We start from the raw sequence: 20,723 nt of genomic DNA on the forward strand, positions 1-20,723 counted from the left end.
GCGGGTGAGCGCTGCCACGCAGGATCGCCGCAAAAGTGTTTCCGCCGGGCGCGCGACGTGCGCGACCGCCGAAGTCTGCCTGCCAGAACGCCGACCGACGGTCAGCGTTCTCCGATGGCTGCCCCGTCGCGATCCGCGTCCAACGGATCCACGATCGCACCCTGCGCGGTCAACGTGCCCTGCGCCAGCCGGATCACCCTCGGGGAGACCGGCGGCTCCAGGGCGGCCACCACGCGGAGGCCGGAAAGGACGTCATCGGGTCGCACGGACGGGGTGACCTGCCGTACGACCAGTTCGAGTATCGCACACGACGAGTCCGCCGCCCCGGAAGGCGTCTCCACCGGGGGTAGCACATCGATGCGGGTCACCGCGCCACGTGCGTCGAACGTCCGCCGACCCTGCTTGGTCATCCGCTCGACCTGCACCTCGTCGGCGGCCACGAAGGCGGAAACCGCCCGTTGCGCCACGGCCGGGTCGACCTCGGGCAGTTCGATCCGCCAGTACGACGCCTCGATCCGCTCGGCCAGGCTCCCACCGGCTGCGACCACCACGTCCAGCACGTCGAGGCCGGGCGAGAGCGCCGCGTCGAGCGCGGCCCGTAGCTGCTCGGGGTCGACGACCGCCTGGAGGCCGACCTCCAGGTACTCCGCCTCGCTGGCGACACCGGTGGGGGCGGCGCTGGCGTAGGAGATCTTCGGATGCGGGGTGAAGCCCTGCGAGAAGGCCACCGGAACGGCGGCCCGGCGCAGGGCGCGCTCGAAGGCGCGGGCGAAGTCCCGGTGGGAGGTGAACCGCAACGGCCCGCGCTTGGCGTACCGGACCCGGACACGCTGGACGACCGGCGCCTGCCCGCCCTCCGGCTGTGGTTTCCTGCTGATCGTCGTACTCCTCGGTCTAGCACCGGCCGGTCATCCCGTGCCCCGGACTGCCGGTGACGATAGCGTCATGATCGTCGGAACGGGGCGGGTGGCCCGCAGGAGCACGCCGGACCCGCCCCGTCGACGGTCACTGCTGGGCGCCGGTGGGCACCTTCAGGGCGGTGACCGGGGTGAGCGGCAGGAGCTTGCGGCCGGTGGGACCGATCTGGATCTCGGTGTCCATCGACGGGCAGACGCCGCAGTCGAAGCACGGGGTCCACCGGCAGTCGTCCTGCTCGTACTCGCTCAGCGAATCCTGCCAGTCCTGCCAGAGCCAGTCCTTGTCCAGGCCCGAGTCGAGGTGGTCCCAGGGGAGCACCTCCAGCTCGTCGCGCTGGCGGGTGGTGTACCAGTCCAGGTCGACTCCGAAGCCGGGGAGCACCTCGGCGGCGGCGTCCACCCAACGCTGGTACGAGAAGTGCTCGCTCCAGCCGTCAAACCGGCCGCCGTTCTGCCACACCTTGTGGATCACCGCGCCGACCCGGCGGTCACCCCGGCTGAGCAGCCCCTCGATCAGCGACGGCTCACCGTCGTGGTAGCGGAAGCCGATCGCCCGGCCGAGTGAGCGGTCCGCGTTGATCGCCTGCTTGAGCAGCTTGAGCCGGTGGTCGATGACCTCCGGGGAACAGATCGGCGCCCACTGGAACGGGGTGTGCGGCTTCGGCACGAAACCGCCGATGGAGACGGTGCAGCGGATGTCCTTGGAGCCGGTGGCCGCCCGCCCCGCCCGGATCACCTCGTGCGCCATGTCGGCGATCTCCAGGACGTCCTCGTCGGTCTCGGTGGGCAGACCGCACATGAAGTACAGCTTCACCTGCCGCCAACCGTTGGTGTACGCGGTGACCACGGTGCGGATCAGGTCTTCCTTCGACACCATCTTGTTGATGACCTTGCGAATCCGCTCCGACCCGCCCTCCGGGGCGAAGGTCAGCCCGGTCCGCCGGCCGTTGCGGGACAACTCCTGCGCCAGGTCGATGTTGAACGCGTCCACCCGGGTCGACGGCAGCGACAGCGACACGTTGGTGCCCGCGTACTGCTCGGCCAGGCCGGAGCACATGTCGCCGATCTCGGAGTGGTCGGCCGACGACAGCGACAGCAGGCCCACCTCGTGGAAGCCGGAGAACTCCAACCCCTGCTGGACCATCTGCCCCACGGTGGTGATCGAACGTTCCCGCACCGGGCGGGTGATCATGCCGGCCTGGCAGAACCGGCAGCCCCGGGTGCAGCCCCGGAAGATCTCCACCGCGTACCGCTCGTGCACCGTCTCGGCGAGCGGGACCAGCGGCTTCTTCGGGTACGGCCAGGCGTCCAGGTCCATCGTGGTGCGCTTGTGCACCCGGAACGGCACGTCCGGGCGGTTCGGCACGACCCGCTGGATTCGGCCGTCGGGCAGGTAGTCCACGTCGTAGAAGCGTGGCACGTAGACGCTCTCGGTACGGGCCAGCCGCAGCAGCAGCTCGTCCCGGCCGCCGGGGGAACCCTCGGCCTTCCATTCCCGGACGATCGTGGTGATCTCCAGGACCGCCTCCTCGCCGTCGCCGAGCACGGCGGCGTCGATGAAGTCGGCGATCGGCTCCGGGTTGAACGCGGCGTGCCCGCCGGCCACGATCACCGGGTCGACATCGGTACGGTCGGCGGCCCGCATCGGAATGCCGGCGAGGTCGATCGCGGTGAGCAGGTTGGTGTAGCCCAGCTCGGTCGAGAACGAGACCCCGAACACGTCGAAGCTGCGCACCGAGCGGTGCGCGTCGACGGTGAACTGCGGCACGCCGTGGGTGCGCATCAGCTGCTCCAGGTCCGGCCAGACCGCGTACGTCCGCTCGGCCAACACGTCGGGCAGCTCGTTGAGCACCTCGTAGAGGATCTGCACGCCCTGGTTGGGCAGGCCCACCTCGTACGCGTCGGGGTACATCAGCGCCCAGCGCACGGTCGCCGCGTCCCAGTCCTTGACCACCGCGCCCAGCTCGCCACCGACGTACTGGATGGGCTTGGTCACCTGGGGCAGCAGCGCCTCCAGCCGGGGCCATACCGACAACTCCGGGTCGCGGCGCGGCGACTCGACCGCCGCGTCGGAGCCGTCGTCGGAATTGGCCGCGGCGGGGCGCGGCGTCGTGGACGGAGCACTCATGGAGCCCAAGGGTACGCGTCCACCGGCGGACGGCACGCCGCACCGCCGGCTCCACCACCGCGCCCCTGCCCTCCCGCTACTCGCCCGACACCGCGGTCCGGCAGGGCACAGCGTCAGCGCGCTACCACGTCGCACCGGCTACCCATTGGACAGCCGTGATCATCTACGTTTGAGCGGCACGATGTCCGGCGTGTCGAGTCGCTCACGCGTAGACGATCATCAGATCGGGGCTGCCCAGCTCGGCGGTCGATTGGTCGAGGTGGCGCCCCGGTACTAACCTCGCAACCGGTGCGAGAGGAGATTGCCGCGATGCCGGAGCCGCAGCCGGGAGCAGACCGGCCGGCCGACGGGGGCGACCCGGTCACGGGTCGGCAGCATGATCCGGTGGTCACCGCCGGGCCGGCCGACCTCCCCGTACCGCCGCACAGCGGCCCCACCGACACCGCGACGTCGGCCGTTGCCCCCGCGTCGGTCACGGACGGTGACCCGGCTCGGCCAGCCGACGACGGCCCCGCCCCGGCTCCGCCAGCCGACCCCGTCACCCCGCCGGAGCGGACCCCCGCACCGGAGCCCGCCGCCCCTGCCGAGCCGGCCAATCCCCTGCAGCCCGCGACCCCGCCCGACCAGTCCGACCCGCCCCCACCGGCCGCTCCGCCCCTTCCCGCCAACCCGGCCACGCCGACCGAGCAACCCGGCCCGACCGAGCCCGCAACCCCGACCGGGCAGGCCGAGCAGTCCAACCCGCCGCAGCCGGCCACTCCGGCCCGGGGGGTCGCGCCCGGCCCGGTCTCCCCGGCCCGGGGCTCCGCTGCCGTTCCGGCCCGGATCGCGCCGCCCGAGCCACCTGCGCCCGGCCAGCCCGACCCGACCCGGCAGGAGCAAGGCCCCGACCCGACCCGACAGGAACAGCGCCCCGACCTCACCCGGCAGGAGCAACGCCCCGACCCGACGCTGGAGGAGCCGGCGGCACCCCGGTGGAGTGGTTCCGCCGCCGTGCCCGCGCCGCCGCCGCGCCGACGAGGGTGGGGTGAGTCGGCCGAGCCCACCCCGGTGCCGCCGCCGCTCCCACCGGAGCTGCCCGAACACCGCGCCCCGGTGGACCCGTGGGCGGGTGCGGACACCGGCGGTTGGGACCTGCACCACCCCGAGCTGACCCCACTGCCGCCGACGATGCCCTACCCGGCGTCACCGCCGCCGACCCGGCCGTATCCGGCCGCCCCGGCACCGGCTGCCGAGCCCCAGAAGCCCAGCTCCGCGCCGCCCGCCCAGTCGGCCCCGTCCTACCAGCGCACCCCGACTCCGCCGTACCCGCAGGCGTTGCCGCCCGGCCCGGCCACGCCCTCCCCGACCCGGCCGTACCCGGTGGCGTCGGCACCCGCCGCGCGGCCGGTGTCCCCGCCTCCGCCGCCCGCCCCGGCCCGGCCGGCGCTGCCCCCGCCGCCGCCACCCGCCCAACGCCGCCCGCTGCCACCGCCGCCCGCGCCGCCCCGTCCGCCGAAGCAGCGTCGCGTCCGTCCGGAGCCGGTCGCCCCGGCGCCGGACCCCCGGCGGCCCCCCAAGGGCCGCCGCAAGCGGCGGCGCTGGCCCTGGGTGCTGCTGCTCAGCCTGGCCTGCTGCTGCGGCTGCCCCGCCTGGTTCGCGAGGCCGGCCTGGCAGCAGTACCCGGCCGACGCCGCCCTGCCCCGACAGGTGGCCGACCTGACCCTGCGGGAGGACTCGGGCAGCGAGGTCGACCGGCTGAAGACCGAGGTACGCAAGGCGAACATGCTCGCCGAGGACGTCTACGCCGGGGTCTACAGCACGTCAGACGGCAAACGGGTGATCGTCTTCGGTGACACCGGCTTCCGGTTCAGGCCGGAGTCCGACGCGGACGACGCGATGGTGCGGCTGACCGACACCTTCGGGCTGGGTACGCCCCAACCGGTGGACAGCGGCGTCCGGGGCCGGTACGAGCGCTGCGCGACCGGGTCCTCCGACGGCACCGACGTGGTGGTCTGCACCTCGGTGGACCACGGCAGCAGCGCCACCGGGGTCTTCACCCGGCTCTCGGTGGACGACAGCGCCCGACTGCTCGCCACGATGCGCACGGAGATCGTCACCCCGAAGCAGGGCTGAACGCCCCCGGGCGGCGGCAGGCAGCGGCACGGCAGAAGGCGACAGGCGGCGGCAGAACAGCGGGGCCGCCGCTCCGGACGGCACCCCACGCCGGACGGCACACACCGCCCTCAGGAAACCGACTCATCCTTCGCTCGGGGAGCCGATCGGCACCCGCCGGTACGGCCCCCCGCTGCGCCGTTCAGGCCGACGTCCCGCCCGGGGTGGGCTCGACCCGCCGGGGGGCGTACCGGGGGACGTACTCCTGGCCGGTGAGCTTCTGGATCTCGGCCATCAGCTCGTCGGTGATCTCCCGCAACGAGGTACGGTCATCGGAGCGGCCGGTGAAGTCCAACGGCTTGCCGAACCGCAGGATGATCTTCGCCTTGCCGGGACGGGGCACCCGGGTGCCGATCGGCTGGGCCTTGTCGGTGCCGATCGCGCCCACCGGGATCACCGGGACGCCGGCCGCCACCGCCAACCGGGCGGTGCCGGTGCGCCCCCGGTAGAGCCGCCCGTCCGGTGACCTGGTCCCCTCCGGGTAGACGGCGACCAGGTCACCGCCGCGCAACGCCGGGATGGCCGCGTCGAACGCGGACAGCGCGGCCCGGCCACCGGCCCGCTCGACCGGGATGGCACCCAGGCCGGTGAGGACGAACTTGGACAGCGCGCCCTTCGGGCCGGTGCCGGTGAAGTACTCCGACTTGGCCCAGAAGGCGAGGTGCCGGGGAACGACGGTGGCGAGCAGCAGTTCGTCGGCGACGGAGAGGTGGTTACCCGCGAAGATCGCGCCGCCGCTGGCCGGGATGTGCTCCAGCCCCTCCACGACCGGGCGGAAGGCCAGCCGGATCGCGGGCCCCACGGTGAGCTTGCCGATGGTGTAGAGCAGCGGCACTGGTCCTCCGGCGGTCGTACGTTGAACAGGCGGTGTCACGGTAGCGGACGGATGCTCTCGCAACCCAACGGGTGCACACCCGTCCGCCTGCTGGATGGCGGGGGCGGGGAAGGGCTCCTTCCGCGAGGGTAGGGGCCCTTCCCCGCATCTCACACCCGTCGGACGGCCACCGTCACCGGCTCGCCGTCGCCGACCTCACCGACGAAGCCCTCGATGCCGTCGGCGAAGTCCACCGTGTCCGCCAGCACCTCCCGGGCCACGAACCCGGTGTACGCCGACACCGCCGCCCGGACCTCCTCGGCGGCCGACACGGCCACCACGATCCGGTCGGAGACGTCCAGGTCGGCGTCCCGGCGGGCCTGCTGCACGACCCGGACCACGTCCCGGGCCAGCCCCTCCGCGGCCAGTTCCGGGGTGACCTCGGTGTCGAGCACGACGACGCCCTCACCGCCGGGCAGCGGCGCGGAGTGCTCGGCGTCGGCGGCGATCAGGCGCAGCTCGTACTCGCCCTCGGCGAGGGTGACCCCGGCGGCGACGGGAGCACCGTCGACCAACTCCCACTCCCCCGCCTTGACCGCCTTGATCACCTGCTGGACCTGCTTGCCGACCCGGGGGCCGAGCGCCCGGGGCACCACCGTCAGCACCTGCTGGCAGTAGCTGGCGACCTCCTCGGAGAACTCCACCGCCTTCACGTTGACCTCGTCGGCGACCAGGTCGGCGAAGGGCCGCAGCTGGGCCGCGACCGGCGAGGCCACGGTCAGCTTCGCCAGCGGCAACCGGACCCGCAGCCCCTTGGCCTTGCGCAGCGACAGCGCCGCCGAGCAGACCTCCCGGGTGGCGTCCATCGCCGCGACCAGGTCGTGGTCGGCCGGGAACTCCTGCGCCGACGGCCAGTCGGTCAGGTGCACCGACCGCTCGCCGGTCAGCCCGCGCCAGATCTCCTCGGCGGTCAGCGGCACCAGCGGCGCGACCACCCGGCAGAGCGTCTCCAGCACGGTCCACAGGGTGTCGAACGCCTCGGCGTCGCCGGACCAGAACCGGTCCCGGGAGCGACGCACGTACCAGTTGGTCAGCGCGTCCAGGTAGGACCGGACGGTGGCGCAGGCCCCGGAGATGTCGTACGCGTCCATCTGCGCGCCGACGGTCTCCACCAGTTCCCGGGTCTTGGCCAGCACGTACCGGTCGAGCAGATGGGTGGAGTCCACCCGCCGCCGCGCGGTGTGGCCGTCGGCGTTGGCGTAGAGCGAGAAGAAGTACCAGACGTTCCACAGCGGCAGCAGCACCTGCCGGACGGAGTCCCGGATCGCCGGCTCGGTGACCGGCATGTCCCCGCCACGCAGCACCGGCGAGGACATCAGCATCCAGCGCATCGCGTCCGAGCCGTACGCGTCGAAGACGTGGTAGACGTCCGGGTAGTTGCGCAGGCTCTTGGACATCTTGCGCCCGTCGGAGCCGAGCAGGATGCCGTGGCTGAGGCAGTTGCGGAACGCCGGCCGGTCGAACAGCGCGGTGGCCAGCACGTGCATGGTGTAGAACCAGCCCCGGGTCTGCCCGATGTACTCGACGATGAAGTCGCCCGGGTAGTGGTGCTCGAACCATTCCGCGTTCTCGAACGGGTAGTGCACCTGGGCGAACGGCATCGAGCCGGACTCGAACCAGCAGTCCAGCACCTCCGGCACCCGACGCATCATCGACCGGCCGGTCGGGTCGTCCGGGTTGGGCCGGACCAGGTCGTCGACGGCCGGCCGGTGCAGGTCGGTCAGGCGTACGCCGAAGTCCTGTTCGATCTGCTCCAGCGAGCCGTAGACGTCCAGCCGGGGGTAGTTCGGGTCGTCGGACTTCCAGGCCGGGATGGGCGAGCCCCAGAACCGGTTCCGGCTGATCGACCAGTCCCGGGCGTTGGCCAGCCACTTGCCGAACGAGCCGTCCTTGATGTGGCCGGGCGTCCAGTTGATCTGCTGGTTCAGCTCGACCATCCGGTCCCGGAACTTCGTCACCGCGACGAACCACGACGACACCGCCTTGTAGACCAGCGGGGTGTCGCAGCGCCAGCAGTGCGGGTACGAGTGGGTGTAGGTGTCCTGCCGGAGCACCACCCCCCGCTCCTTCAGCTCCCGGATCACCGGCTTGTTGACGTCGAAGACCTGTTCACCCTGGTACGGCGGGACCAGTGCGGTGAACCGGGTGTGGTCGTCGACGGTGACGACGGTCGGGATGCCGGCGGCGTTGCAGACGTTCTGGTCGTCCTCGCCGAAGGCCGGGGCGAGGTGGACGATCCCGGTGCCGTCCTCGGTGGTGACGAAGTCCGCGCCGAGCACCTGGTAGGCGTTCTGGCCGGCCTGCTCGACCAGGAAGTCGTAGAGCGGGGTGTAGCGGCGTCCGACCAGGTCCCGGCCGTACACCGTGCCGACCTGCTGGTAACCCTCCAGCTCCTTGGCGTACGCGCCGAGCCGGGCCGCGCCGACGACGAACCGCTCCCCGGCGCGGTCGAGCACCGCGTACTCGATATCGGGGCCGACGGCGAGCGCCAGGTTCGACGGCAGGGTCCACGGCGTGGTGGTCCAGACGCCCAGCCGGACCGGCCCGCGCAGCAGTTCGGGTGCGGACTCGTCGGCGGTCAGCCCGAACCACACGGTCAGCGTGGGGTCGTGCCGGTCCCGGTAGACGTCGTCCATCCGGGTCTCGGTGTTCGACAGCGGCGTCTCGCACCGCCAGCAGTACGCCAGCACCCGGAAGCCCTCGTAGACCAGACCCTTGTCGTGCAGGGTCTTGAAGGCCCACATGACGCTTTCCATGTAGTCCAGGTCGAGGGTCTTGTAGTCGTTGGTGAAGTCGACCCAGCGGGCCTGCCGGGTGACGTACCGCTCCCAGTCCTGGGTGAACTCCAGCACCGAGGAGCGGCACGCCTCGTTGAACCGGGCCACCCCGAGGTCGAGGATCTCCGCCTTGCTGGTGATGCCGAGCTGCTTCTCGGCCACCACCTCGGCGGGCAGGCCGTGGCAGTCCCAGCCGAAGCGCCGCTCCACGTGCCGGCCGCGCATGGTCTGGTAGCGCGGCACCACGTCCTTGACGTACCCGGTGAACAGGTGGCCGTAGTGCGGCAGGCCGTTGGCGAACGGCGGGCCGTCGTAGAAGACGTACTCGTTCTTGCCGTCGTCGCCGGCGGGGCGGACCTCGACCGACGCCTCGAAGGTCCGGTCGGCCGTCCAGTGCTCCAGCACCCGGCGCTCGACCGCGGGCAGGTCCGGGCTCGCCGGGACACCGGCGGCGGTCGGGTCGTGCAACGGATAGCCCATCGGGGGTCGCTCTCCTCTGGCAGCTCACTGATCTCGTGGTCTGCGAGGACGAGCCCTTCGCCGGTACGCCGTCGTCGACGCCCCGGGCCGGGCCCGCGGTACCACCCCGCTTGGCGGTCAGGGTCGACCGCCCGCTCGTTGGCCGGCTGTGACGGGCCGCCCCGTCCGGTTCTACTCCGGTGTCGCCACCGTTTCTTCCGGAGGCTCACCGGTGATGGCCGGGTCGTCGCCTGTACTGGCAAGGATACTCGACCGGCAGCGGTGCCCGCCGCCGAGTAACGCCGGCCCGGGGTCAGTGGGTGATCTCCAGGTAGCGGTCGAGCATGGCGTCGACCTGGGCCGGCACCTCCAGTTGGACGAAGTGCCCGGAGCCCACGGTCTGCCCGATCACCGCCTCCGGCGCGAGCTGGGCAAGCCGCGCGTAGTCCGCGAACGGAGCGTTGCTGCCGATGTACAGCAGCGGACGGTCCCAGCGGCGCAGGGCGGCCACGTCCCCTTCCTCGGCGGTCCAGTCGGCCAGCCCGGCGATCGGCGCGTAGGCGACCTCGGTGGAGGGCCGGGCCATCGCCGCCACCACCCGCTCCACCAGACGGGGATCGGAGTACGGCAGGAAGTACGACCGGACGATCGACTCCCGGGCCGTGCCCGCGGTGTCGTCCCGCAGCGAGGCGGCCACCTGGCCGATCGCGGCGGCGGAACCGGGCGGCCCGGCCACCGCGGAGTCGAGCAGGCCCAGGCCGGTGAAGCGGTCCCGGTCACCGGCGGCTGCCGCCAACGACCAGACGCCGCCCAGGCTGTGCCCGAGGACGAAGACCCGGCGCAGGTCGAGCGCGTCGGCCAGGGCTCGCAGGTGGCCGGCCATCTCGTCGACGCGGTAGCCGTCGGCCGGGGGTGGGCTGGCCCCGTGGCCGGGCATGTCGACAGCGATCACCCGGGCCTGCCGGGCGGCCAGGTGCCGGGCCAGCGGTGCCATGAACTCGTGGTCGCAGCACCAGCCGTGCACCAGCAGGAAGGTGCCGCGCCGGCCGTGCCCGTACGTCCAGTACCGCATTCCTGCGGCTGTCTGCCCGTCCACCGTCGGACCTCCCCGGAGTGTGCGGATGGTGACTGTCCCTTCCACTTAAGCGCGCGCACCCCCCACCGTCACGGCGTATTGTTCCTTTTGGCACATCTGATCCTTTTTGGTGATGCGGCGGAACGACGTGTCTGCGGAACGACGTGTCGGCGGACGGGAGTGGGCGGTGGACGCACAGATCGACGAGTTCTTCGCCGGCCTGCCCGACCACTCCCCGGGCCGGTTGCCCGCCACCGCCCGTGGGCTGCTCCGCTTCGACTTCGTCGACGAGGAGGGGACGACCGCCACCTGGTTCGTCCGGCTCGTCGACGGGCAGACCCAGGTGGCCCGGAGCGGGGAGCGCCCCGACTGCACGGTGGAGATCCGGCCGGAGGCGTTCGTCCGGCTGCTGGCCGGACGGGACAACACCGTGGCGATGCTGCTGCGCGGCGCCCTCTCGGTCGAGGGTGACCTGGCTTTGCTGCTCACCTTCCGGCGACTGCTGCCGGTACCTGCCGACAGCGCCGGGACCGAGCCGGCAGCCCGGTTGGTCCGGCGCACCGAGCCGAGCTTCATCGGGCTGTACGAGGCCACCAGCGTCTTCTCCGGCAACATCTTCATGATCAGCGCCCGCAACGGGGACGTGCCGACCGCGCCGGCCGCGCCGCTCGGGCTCTTCTCCTTCGACACCCGGTTCCTGTCGACCTGGCAGCTGACCGTCAACTCCGAGCCGCTCTCGGTGCTCTCCGTCGACGAGGTCGCCACCTACGAGGCGAAGTTCGGTCTGGTGCCCGGTGAACCCACCCACTACGTCAACGCCACCACCTCCGTCCTGCGGCACCGCTGGGTGGGCCCGGAGTTCGAAGAAGCGATCACCCTGTTCAACTACGACCCGGAGCCGGTGCGGTACACCGTCCGGCTCGACGCGCGGGCGGACTTCGCCGAGGTCCTGGAGGTCCGGGACGGTTTCCACCGCAGCCGACCCGTGACGGCCACCATCGACGGCGACGCCCTACGGCTGCACTACAAGCGGGGCACCCTGCACCGAGAGACGGTGATCACCTCCTCCACGCCGGCCCACCTCGACGAGAACGGGCTGACCTGGACGTTCACCGTGGCACCGCACGACAGCTGGTCCACCCGGCTGCGGGTGCTGACTCTCGTCCGCGACCTGCGCCGCCGCGACCTGCGGGAACGACTGACCAGCTCAGCCGGCCGCAGCCACTACCAGCGGGGTCGGGACATCACCGCCCGGACCGCCGAGGTGCCACGGCTGCGTGCCGACCACAAGCCGTTGCAGCAGGCCTACGAGAACGGCATCCGGGACCTGGCCGCGCTGCACTACCCCGGGCTCAACTTCCGGGCCGCGCTGCCCGCCACCGGGCTGCCCTGGTCGATGGCCCTGCTTGGCCGGGAGAGCCTGATCAGCAGCTTCCAGGCGCTGCCCTTCATGCCCGAACGGGCGGTCAACACGCTGCGCATCCTGGCGCTCAGCCAGGGCGTCCGGCAGGACCCGTTCCGCGGCGAGCAGCCCGGCAAGATCGTCCAGGAGAGCCGGTACGGCGACTCCGGCGCGTTCAACGACACCCCGGAGGCCACCAGCTTCACCGCGGCCGACACCACCGCCCTCTTCGTCATCCTGCTCGACGAGTACGAACGCTGGACCGGTGACGCGGAGCTGGTGCACCGGTTCGAGTTCGAGGTCCGGGCCGCCATCGGCTGGCTCGACTCCGACTCCGACGCCGACCCGACCGGCAGCGGCTACGTCTGGTCCACCCGCCACCCGACCCGGACCGGGCCGCAGAACGAGAGCTGGCGCAACTCCACCGAGGCGATCTGCTTCGCCGACGGCCGGCCGGCCACCTTCCCCCAGGCGATCTGCGAGATCCAGGGGTACGCCTACGAAGCCCGCCGACGGGCCGCCCGGATGGCCCGCCGGTTCTGGGCCGATCCGGTCTGGGCCGACCGGCTGGAGCGCGACGCCGCCGCGCTGCGGGAGCGGTTCGACCGGGACTTCTGGCTGCCGGAGCGCGGCCACTACGCGGTGGCGTTGCAGATCGACGGCACCCCGCTGGACTCCCTCACCTCCAACATCGGGCAGTTGCTCTGCACCGGCATCGTCGCCCCCGGCCGCGCCGAGGAGGTGGTGGCGCAACTGTTCTCACCGGCGCTCTACTCCGGTTGGGGGATCCGCACCCTGGCCAGCACGGCGGCCCAGTACAACCCGCTCGGTCACCACACCGGCGCGGTCTGGCCCTGGGAGAACTCGCTGATCGCCTGGGGGCTGCGCCGGGCCGGCTTCCGGGCGCAGGCCGCCCGGATCGCCACCGGGCTGCTGGACGCCGCCCAGCACTTCCAGGGCCGGCTGCCGGCGTACATCACCGGCTACGACCGGGCCATCACCCACGTGCCGGTCCCGCACGGCTTCACCGACAGCCCGTACGCGCCCTCGGCCGCAGCGCCCCTGCTGCTGCTACGCACGCTGCTCGGACTCGAACCGTACGAGGACCACCTGGCCGTCGACGCCGCGATGCCGGAGGAGCTGGGTCAGATCGAACTGCTCGACATCAAGGGCCGCTGGGGGTACGCCGACGCCCTCGGCCGGGGCCGCCCCTTCCGCGACCGCCCGGACCGGTAGCGGACGGCACGACGACGTCCCGGAGGGGACGGGCCGCCCCGCGGCGTCCCGGGACGATCGGGCCCCGGGACGCCAGGCGGTGACCCGGGCCGTCAACAACCGGTCAGTCCAGGGTGGGGAACCAGAGGGCGATCTCGCGCTTGGCGCTGTCGGTGGAGTCCGAGGCGTGCACCAGGTTCTCCCGGTTGGACAGCGACAGGTCGCCACGGATGGTGCCGGCGGCGGCCTTACGGCCGTCGGTGCTGCCGATCATCGCGCGCACCACCTCGATCACCTGGTCGCCGGAGAGCACCAGCGACACCAGCGGCCCGCTGGTCATGAACGTCTTCAGCGGCGGGTAGAACGGCTTGTCCACGTGCTCGGCGTAGTGCTGGTCGGCGAACCCACCGTCCAGCGTCCGGGTCTCCAGCGCGTCGATCCGCAGGCCCTTGCGCTCGAAGCGGGAGATGATCTCGCCGACCAGGCCACGGCGCACCGCGTCGGGCTTGATCAGTACGAGCGTGCGCTCATCCGGGCTGCTGCTGGACACGCTGGGTTCCTCCTGTGCGCGGAAGGCGGTTCGGCTGGGTACGGTCAGCCTAGCGACCCGGTCCCGGCACCGGCTCGGCGGCTGCTCTTTCCCTCGGTCGCCGGTACGGCCTAGCCTGGCTCTGACCCCTGGGAGGTCCACTGTGGCGAATGGCGGGAACCGCACCATCGCACCGGTACGCAAGCTGATCGCTGCGGTGCTCGGCACCGTGGCGGCCTTCGTCGTCCTGTTCGGGCTGGGCATGACCAGTTGGGCCATCGTCGCGCTGGGCGTGGCCCTGGTGGTGCTCGCCGTCGCCATGGGCACCGTGCGCGGCGGCGGGCGCACCTGGGTGGTCGGCGTCGGCCACGTGCACAGCGCCTCCGAGCCGCCCACCCAGTACTCCTTCGGCCGTTGCGAACTCCAACTGGTGATCGACGCTCCGGGGATGCCGCCCCGGTCCAAGAAGATCATCGAGCCTCGGGTACCGGTGGCGAAGTGGCCGTCGCTGGGGCAGACCCTGCCGGTCCGGGTGGCCCTCGACGACCAGCGGCACGTCCGGGTCCTCTGGGACGAGGTACCGACCCACACCGAGTCCGCGGCGACCACGGCAGACCTGCCACCCGAGTACGCCGGCGCGGAGCCGCTCGACGACCTGCTGATCCAGCAGGAGGCCCCGCCGTGGGCCGGCCGGACGGCCGACGACGACTTCCGTGACGAGTTCCGGGACGGATTCCGGGACGATTTCCGCGACGGGTTCCGGAACGAGTTCCGCGACGACCTGCGCGACCCGCCGCCCGCAGACCCGCTGCGGTCGGAGCCGCCCCGCCCGGAGCCGACACGGGCCGAGCCGCTGCGCGACGACGTCGAGGTGCTGACCGACGAGCGGGAAGCGGTGGTGGTGCACCAACGGCCCGGTGGCCCGGTGGTGCTGGAGGGCACCGTGGTCGAGCAGCCGACGACCGGCCCGTTGCCCCGTCGGGCCACCGCCACCACCGTGGCCACGCCCACCCCCCGCACGCCGGCCGAGGAGCGGTTCGACGAGCCGATCCTCGACCCGGTCGACGTGCCCCTGGACCCCCCCGCAGCCGCCGAGGGCCGACTCGACCCCGGTGAGCTTGACGAGGCGATCTTCGGCTTCGACCCGACCACCGCCCCGGCGGACCAGGACGACCCGGCCGCCCCGATCAGTGGCGTCGGGATCACTCTGCTGGTCACCGACCTGTCCCGGTCGCTGGACTTCTACCGTGACGTGCTCGGCTTCGAGGAGTTCGACCGGGGCTCCGGCAACGCCGTGCTCGCCTCCGGGGCGACCCGGCTGGTGCTGCGCGAGGTGACCGGGGCAGCCCCGATCAACCGCCGGCTGGTCCACGTCAACCTGGAGGTGGACGACATCGAGGCGGCGTACCGGCGGCTCAAGGACACCGGGCTCCGGTTCACCTATGCGCCCCGGGTGGTCAACCGGGGCACCAAGCTGGAGGTGTGGGCCGCCGCCTTCCGCGACCCGGACGGTCACGGCATCGCGCTGACCCAGTGGCGGGAACGCGCCGAGGCGTGACCCCGTTCAGCCGAGGATGACCCGCCGCACGTGCAGCGCGTACGCCCACACCAGGGCGAAGATGACCCCGAGCCCGAACAGCGACCAGTGCAGCAGGCCGGAGAGCAGCAGCAGCCCCTGGAGCACCGTGCCCCCGTGCCAGGCCCACGGGCGGCGCATCAGGCCGGCCAGCAGCACCGCCGCCACGGCCAACGCCACGGTGGCCGCGATCGCCGCCCCGCCGAAGTCGCCACCGACCACTCGGAGCGGCTGGATGGCGAGCAGCAGGACCAGGGCCTCCAGCCCGAGCGTCCCGGCGCCGAGGCCCCGGACGGCCGCCTCCGGGTTACGCAGCCCGGAGCGCCGCCCGGTCGGCTGCGCCCCCTCCGAAGCTCCCTCGGCCGGCAGCCCACCGTCGAGGGCCCCCTCCGACGATCCCTCGTCCGGCAGCCCACCGTCGGGGGCCCGGTCCGACCGGCCCCGGATCGGCCCGGTCATCGCTTCAGCAGCCGTCGGGCGTCGGCCACCGTCACCACCGAACCGGTGACCAGCACCCCCACCCCGGACAACTCGCCGGGGACCTCGTACTCGGCCTCGGCGACGGCGGCCTCGATGGCGTCCGGCATGTCGGCGGTGACCTGCACCCGGTCCGGTCCGAAGACCTCCCGGGCCAGTTCGGCCAGCTCGTCTGCGGGCATCGCCCGGGGCGAGCTGTTGCGGGTGACGACGAGCGAGTCGAGCACCGGCTCCAGCAACTCCAACAGAGCGGCGGCGTCCTTGTCGCCGAGCACGGCGAGTACCCCGACCAGCTTGCTGAACGCGAACTCCTCCTGGAGCGCGGTGACCGTGGCGGCCATCCCGTGCGGGTTGTGCGCCCCGTCCAGCAGCACGGTCGGGGCGTTACGGACCTTCTCCAACCGCCCCGGGGAGCTGGTCGAGGCGAAGCCCTCCCGGACGGCCTCGATGTCGAGCTGCCGCTTCGCCCCGGCCCCGAGGAACGCCTCGACGGCGGCGAGCGCCACCGCCGCGTTCTGCGCCTGGTGCGCGCCGTGCAGCGGGACGAACACCTCGTCGTACACCCCGCCGAGGCCCTGGATGGTCAGCACCTGGCCGCCGACGGCGACCGCGCGGCGCAGCACCCCGAACTCCACGCCCTCCCGGGCGACGGTCGCGCCGACCTCGGCGCACCGTTCCAGGATCGGCTGGGCTGCCTCCTCCTCCTGCGCGGCGGCGACCACCGTCGCGCCGGGGTGGATGATGCCGGCCTTGTGCAGGGCGATGTCCTCCAGGGTGTCGCCGAGCCACTCGGTGTGGTCCAGCCCGATCGGGGTGAGCACGGCCACCCCGGCCTGGAGCACGTTGGTGGAGTCCTCGGCGCCACCCAGCCCCACCTCCACCACCGCCACGTCGACCGGCGCGTCGGCGAAGGTGGCGAAGGCCAGCGCGGTGGTCAGGTCGAAGTAGGTCAGCGGCTCGGCCGACCGCTGGTCGACCAGGTCGGCCAGCGGTTTCACCTCGCGGTACGTGGCAACGAAGCGCTCCTCGGTGACCGGTTCCCCGTCCAGGCTGATCCGCTCCCGGACGGTCTCCAGGTGCGGGCTGGTGTAGCGGCCGGTGTGCAGGCCGAAGGCCCGCAGCAGCGAGTCGATCATCCGGGCCGTGGACGTCTTGCCGTTGGTCCCGGTGAGGTGGATCGACGGGTACGCCCGCTGCGGGCTGCCCAGCAGGTCGAGCAGCATCTCGATGCGGTCCAGCTCGAAGTGCATCCGGGTGAAGCCGCGCGCGGCCAGCTCGGCGTCGACGGCGGCGAACTCGCCCCGGTCGGCACCGCCGCCGGCCCGGTTGCGGTGGGTCGGATCGGTACGGCCGGCACCGTTGACGCGGGCAGCGCCGTCGGCACCGGCGGTCGGGTCGGCACGACCGGTGCCGTCGGCAAGGCCGGTGGGGTCGGTACGGCCGGTGCGCTCGGTGCCGTCGGCACGGGCGGTCGGTTCGGTGCGGTCGGTCACGAGGGAAGCGCCTCCAGAGCGGCATCGATCCGGATCAGGTCGGCCTCGGCCGCCGCCAGCCGGTCGCGGATCTTGGCAACCACCGGCTCGGGCGCCTTCCCGACGAAGGCCGGATTGCCGAGCTTCGCGCGGGCCTGCGCGACCTCCTTCTCGGCGGTCGCCCGGTCCTTGGTGAGCCGGGCCCGTTCGGCGGCCACGTCGATCGAACCCCGGGTGTCCAGCTCCACGCTGACCTCCCCGGGCATGGCGAGGGTGGCGCTGGCCTGGAAGTCGTCGGCCGGAGCGTCCAGCCGGACCAGCGAGCGGATCAGCGGCTCGTGCGCCGCGATCCCCGCCCCGGTGAGCCCGTCCAGCCGGGCGGCCACCCGCTGGGTCGGCCGCAGCCCCTGGTCGGAGCGGAACCGCCGGATCTCGGTCACCACCCGCTGGACGGTGCCGACCTCGCGCTCCGCGGCGTCGTCCACCAGCGTACGGTCGGCGACCGGCCAGGCCGCCGTCATGACCGTCTCGCCCCCGGTGAGGGCGGTCCACAGCTCCTCGGTGACGAACGGGATGACCGGGTGCAGCAGTCGCAGCAACTGGTCCAGCACGTGCCCGAGAACCCGGCGGGTGGCGTCGGCGGCCGGACCGCCCTCGGCGAGCACCGGCTTGCCCAGCTCCACGTACCAGTCGCAGACGTCGTCCCAGGCGAAGTGGTAGAGCAGGTCGCACACCTTCGCGAACTCGTACGCCTCGAACTGCTCGTCCACCTCGGCGGTGACGTGCGCCAGCCGGGACAGGATCCACCGGTCGACGGTCGACAGCTGGTCGGCGGCCGGCAGCGGCCCCTCGGTGTGCGCGCCGTTGAGCAGCGCGAACCGGGTGGCGTTCCAGAGCTTGTTGCAGAAGTTGCGGGAGCCCTGGCACCAGTCCTCGCTGACCGGCACGTCCCCGCCCGGGTTCGCGCCCCGGGCCAGGGTGAACCGGGTCGCGTCGGCACCGTACCGGTCGACCCAGTCCAGCGGGTCGACCACGTTGCCGAACGACTTCGACATCTTCTTGCCGTGCTGGTCGCGGACCATGCCGTGCAGGGCGACGGTGTCGAACGGCTGCCGGCCGTCCATCGCGTACAGGCCGAACATCATCATCCGGGCGACCCAGAAGAAGAGGATGTCGTAGCCGGTGACCAGCACGTTGGTCGGGTAGAACTTCGCCAGGTCGGGGGTCTGCTCCGGCCAGCCGAGGGTGGAGAACGGCCACAGGCCGCTGGAGAACCAGGTGTCCAGGACGTCCTCGTCCTGCTGCCAGCCCTCGCCGGTGGGGGCCGTCTCGTCCGGGCCGACGCAGACGATCTCGCCGTTCGGGCCGTACCAGACCGGGATGCGGTGACCCCACCAGAGCTGCCGGGAGATGCACCAGTCGTGCATGTTGTCGACCCAGGCGAAGTAGCGCTTGGCCAGCTCGGCCGGCTCGATCTTCACCCGGCCGTCGCGCACCGCGTCGCCGGCCGCCTTGGCCAGCGGGGCGGTGTTGACGAACCACTGCAACGACAGCCGGGGCTCGACGGTGGTACGACACCGCGAGCAGTGCCCCACCGCATGCAGGTACGGCCGCTTCTCGGCCACGATCCGGCCCTGCTCGCGCAGCGCCGCCACGATGGCCGGGCGGGCCTCGTACCGGTCCAGGCCCTGGAACGGGCCGGGCGCGGTGATGACGCCCCGCTCGTCCATCATCGTCAACGCGGGCAGGTCGTGCCGCTGGCCGATCTCGAAGTCGTTCGGGTCGTGCGCCGGGGTCACCTTGACCATGCCGGTGCCGAACGACGGGTCGACGTGCCCGTCGGCGACGATCGGGATGCGCCGGCCGGTCAGCGGCACCTCGACCTCGGTGCCGACCAGGTGCCGGTACCGCTCGTCGTCCGGGTGCACGGCAACGGCGGTGTCCCCGAGCATCGTCTCGGCCCGGGTAGTGGCGACCACCACGTCGTCGCTGTACCGGATCGAGACCAGCTCGCCCTCGTCCTCGGTGTGCTCCACCTCGATGTCCGACAGCGCGGTCAGGCAACGCGGACACCAGTTGATGATCCGGTTGGCCCGGTAGATCAACCCGTCGTCGTAGAGCTTCTTGAACATGGTCTGGACGGCCCGGGACAGGCCCTCGTCCATGGTGAAACGCTCCCGGTCCCAGTCGACCGAGTCGCCGAGCCGACGCATCTGGCCGAGGATCGCGCCACCCGACTCGGCCTTCCACTGCCAGACCCGCTCGACGAACTTCTCCCGGCCGAGGTCGTGCCGGGACAGCCCCTGACCGGCGAGCTGCCGCTCCACCACGTTCTGGGTGGCGATGCCGGCGTGGTCCATGCCGGGCAGCCAGAGCGCCTCGTACCCCTGCATCCGCTTGCGGCGGACCAGGGAATCCTGGACGGTGTGGTCCAGGGCGTGGCCCATGTGCAGCACCCCGGTGACGTTCGGCGGGGGGATGACGATGGTGAAGGGGGGCTTGTCACTCTGCGCCGACGCTCGGAAGTGGCCGGCGGCTACCCACTGCGCGTACCGTCGCTGCTCTACCTCGCCGGGCTGGTACTGGCCGGCAAGGGTCGGGGCGTCGGGGCGTCGGGCATCCAGTCTCTCGGTCACCCTGAAAGTCTACGGAGCGCTTCTGCGGACCTGACGTGCGCCACCGGTCATTCGCGTACGGTGGCGACATGTCCGACGCACATCTCACCGAGCGTCAGCTCATCGAGGGCCCGGAACCGGTCGAGCTGACCGACGAGCCCATCCGGTTGAGCAACCACGACCCGGAGCACGACCCGCAGCAGCGGCCCCGGGCGTCCCGACGCCGGCGGATCGCGCTGACCGTCGCGCTCGTGGTCGGCCTGGCCGGCGCCGCCGCGCTGGGCGTCGCGGGGTGGCGCATCGCCCAGGAGAAGGACGTCCGGCTCGGTACGCCCGACCATGTGGCCGGTCTCCACCGCGACGACTCGGAAGAGGCCCGCAGCACCGCCGACTACCTGCGCAGCGGCTTCGCCGCCGATATCGAGCTGGACCGCAGCTTCGGTACGGTCTACCGCGATCCGGCCGACGCGAAGCGGGCGGTGCTGCTCTTCGGCGGCACCACCCTGCTCTGGCAGCCGGAACGTGACCTGGACAGCCTTTTCGGACTGATGGCCGACGAGACCGGCCGGGTGACCGACCTCCGCGACGTGCCGGCCGGTAGGTACGGCGGCGTGATGAAGTGCGGCCGGACCAGCGGCGACGGGGGCGACTTCGCGATCTGCGGTTGGGCGGATCACGGCAGCGTGGCGATGGGCATGTTCGCCAACCGTGCCGTCGACGAGTCGGCCGGCCTGTTCCGCCAGATTCGCGACGGCGTCCAGACCCGAGGCTGAACGCCCCTGTCGCCTCTTCCCGGCCCGAGTTCGAGGGCTCTCCGTCGTCATGATCCGTGGACCGGCTCGCCCACGCCAACGTCGAGCGGTCCCCGCCCATTGGTCGGGTGGTCATGTCATCGTGTGGTGGTGGTCAAATGCCAGTAGGCCCGCCCCGTGGTGGGGTGGGCCTACTGGTGAAAGGGTTGTCCGGCGGTGTCCTACTCTCCCACACCCTCCCGAGTGCAGTACCATCGGCGCTGGAGGGCTTAGCTTCCGGGTTCGGAATGTGACCGGGCGT

The 20,723-nt window shown here is 72.2% G+C and carries 13 protein-coding genes and 1 rRNA gene; 4 read left to right on the forward strand and 10 right to left on the reverse strand.

Features of this window, described 5'->3' with window-relative positions; translation table 11 throughout:
* Nucleotides 1-101: 101 nt before the first annotated feature.
* Both ACIG87_RS28005 and ACIG87_RS28010 read right to left on the reverse strand, forming a co-directional pair.
* The gene (locus tag ACIG87_RS28005) at nucleotides 102-878 is read right to left on the reverse strand and encodes a TIGR03936 family radical SAM-associated protein (protein WP_396854536.1); all 777 of its coding nucleotides are present in this window, start codon (nucleotides 876-878) and stop codon (nucleotides 102-104) included.
* A gap of 127 nt (nucleotides 879-1,005) precedes the next feature.
* Entirely contained in the window at nucleotides 1,006-3,045 is a 2,040-nt protein-coding gene (locus tag ACIG87_RS28010) for a TIGR03960 family B12-binding radical SAM protein (RefSeq protein ID WP_396854508.1), read from the reverse strand.
* A gap of 288 nt (nucleotides 3,046-3,333) precedes the next feature.
* Between ACIG87_RS28010 and ACIG87_RS28015 the strand changes: the two genes are divergently transcribed.
* Nucleotides 3,334-5,160: a hypothetical protein gene (locus ACIG87_RS28015; protein WP_396854510.1), complete on the forward strand. Its 1,827-nt coding sequence runs from the start codon at nucleotides 3,334-3,336 to the stop codon at nucleotides 5,158-5,160.
* A 181-nt stretch (nucleotides 5,161-5,341) separates the two neighbouring features.
* On the opposite strand, the gene ACIG87_RS28020 is transcribed toward ACIG87_RS28015, so the two are convergent.
* The 3 genes from ACIG87_RS28020 to ACIG87_RS28030 all read right to left on the reverse strand — a co-directional run bounded on the left by ACIG87_RS28020 (nucleotide 5,342) and on the right by ACIG87_RS28030 (nucleotide 10,405).
* The gene (locus ACIG87_RS28020; protein WP_396854512.1) at nucleotides 5,342-6,034 is read right to left on the reverse strand and encodes a lysophospholipid acyltransferase family protein; all 693 of its coding nucleotides are present in this window, start codon (nucleotides 6,032-6,034) and stop codon (nucleotides 5,342-5,344) included.
* A 149-nt stretch (nucleotides 6,035-6,183) separates the two neighbouring features.
* Complete coding sequence (gene ileS / locus ACIG87_RS28025) at nucleotides 6,184-9,330, reverse strand: isoleucine--tRNA ligase (protein WP_396854514.1); 3,147 nt, start codon at nucleotides 9,328-9,330, stop codon at nucleotides 6,184-6,186.
* Nucleotides 9,331-9,622: 292 nt separating this feature from the next.
* Nucleotides 9,623-10,405 carry an alpha/beta fold hydrolase gene (locus ACIG87_RS28030; RefSeq protein ID WP_396854516.1) on the reverse strand — a complete coding sequence of 261 codons (783 nt, stop codon included), beginning with the start codon at nucleotides 10,403-10,405 and terminating at the stop codon, nucleotides 9,623-9,625.
* Nucleotides 10,406-10,571: 166 nt separating this feature from the next.
* Between ACIG87_RS28030 and ACIG87_RS28035 the strand changes: the two genes are divergently transcribed.
* Entirely contained in the window at nucleotides 10,572-13,022 is a 2,451-nt protein-coding gene (locus ACIG87_RS28035) for a glycogen debranching N-terminal domain-containing protein (protein WP_396854518.1), read from the forward strand.
* Between the two features lie 103 nt (nucleotides 13,023-13,125).
* On the opposite strand, the gene ndk is transcribed toward ACIG87_RS28035, so the two are convergent.
* Complete coding sequence (gene ndk, locus ACIG87_RS28040; protein ID WP_328343754.1) at nucleotides 13,126-13,551, reverse strand: nucleoside-diphosphate kinase; 426 nt, start codon at nucleotides 13,549-13,551, stop codon at nucleotides 13,126-13,128.
* Between the two features lie 142 nt (nucleotides 13,552-13,693).
* On the opposite strand from ndk, the gene ACIG87_RS28045 reads away from it, so the two are divergent.
* Nucleotides 13,694-15,088 carry a VOC family protein gene (locus ACIG87_RS28045; protein ID WP_396854520.1) on the forward strand — a complete coding sequence of 465 codons (1,395 nt, stop codon included), beginning with the start codon at nucleotides 13,694-13,696 and terminating at the stop codon, nucleotides 15,086-15,088.
* A 6-nt stretch (nucleotides 15,089-15,094) separates the two neighbouring features.
* On the opposite strand, the gene ACIG87_RS28050 is transcribed toward ACIG87_RS28045, so the two are convergent.
* From ACIG87_RS28050 to ACIG87_RS28060, 3 genes are all read right to left on the reverse strand, one after another.
* Nucleotides 15,095-15,565, reverse strand: coding sequence for a DUF4233 domain-containing protein (locus ACIG87_RS28050; protein WP_396854522.1), 471 nt, complete (start codon nucleotides 15,563-15,565; stop codon nucleotides 15,095-15,097).
* Nucleotides 15,562-16,833: a bifunctional folylpolyglutamate synthase/dihydrofolate synthase gene (locus ACIG87_RS28055; protein ID WP_396854537.1), complete on the reverse strand. Its 1,272-nt coding sequence runs from the start codon at nucleotides 16,831-16,833 to the stop codon at nucleotides 15,562-15,564. Before ACIG87_RS28055 ends, ACIG87_RS28050 begins: the two co-directional genes overlap by 4 nt.
* Nucleotides 16,834-17,072: 239 nt before the next feature.
* Nucleotides 17,073-19,691 (reverse strand): valine--tRNA ligase, encoded by a 2,619-nt coding sequence (locus ACIG87_RS28060; RefSeq protein ID WP_396854524.1) that lies wholly within the window; start codon nucleotides 19,689-19,691, stop codon nucleotides 17,073-17,075.
* Between the two features lie 68 nt (nucleotides 19,692-19,759).
* Here ACIG87_RS28060 and ACIG87_RS28065 point away from each other — a divergent pair, with 68 nt between their 5' ends.
* Entirely contained in the window at nucleotides 19,760-20,443 is a 684-nt protein-coding gene (locus ACIG87_RS28065; RefSeq protein WP_396854526.1) for a hypothetical protein, read from the forward strand.
* A gap of 187 nt (nucleotides 20,444-20,630) precedes the next feature.
* On the opposite strand, the gene rrf is transcribed toward ACIG87_RS28065, so the two are convergent.
* Nucleotides 20,631-20,723 (reverse strand): 5S ribosomal RNA (gene rrf, locus ACIG87_RS28070); the annotation flags it as partial.

Source organism: Micromonospora sp. NPDC051925 (assembly GCF_044548625.1).
Lineage (GTDB): Bacteria > Actinomycetota > Actinomycetes > Mycobacteriales > Micromonosporaceae > Micromonospora.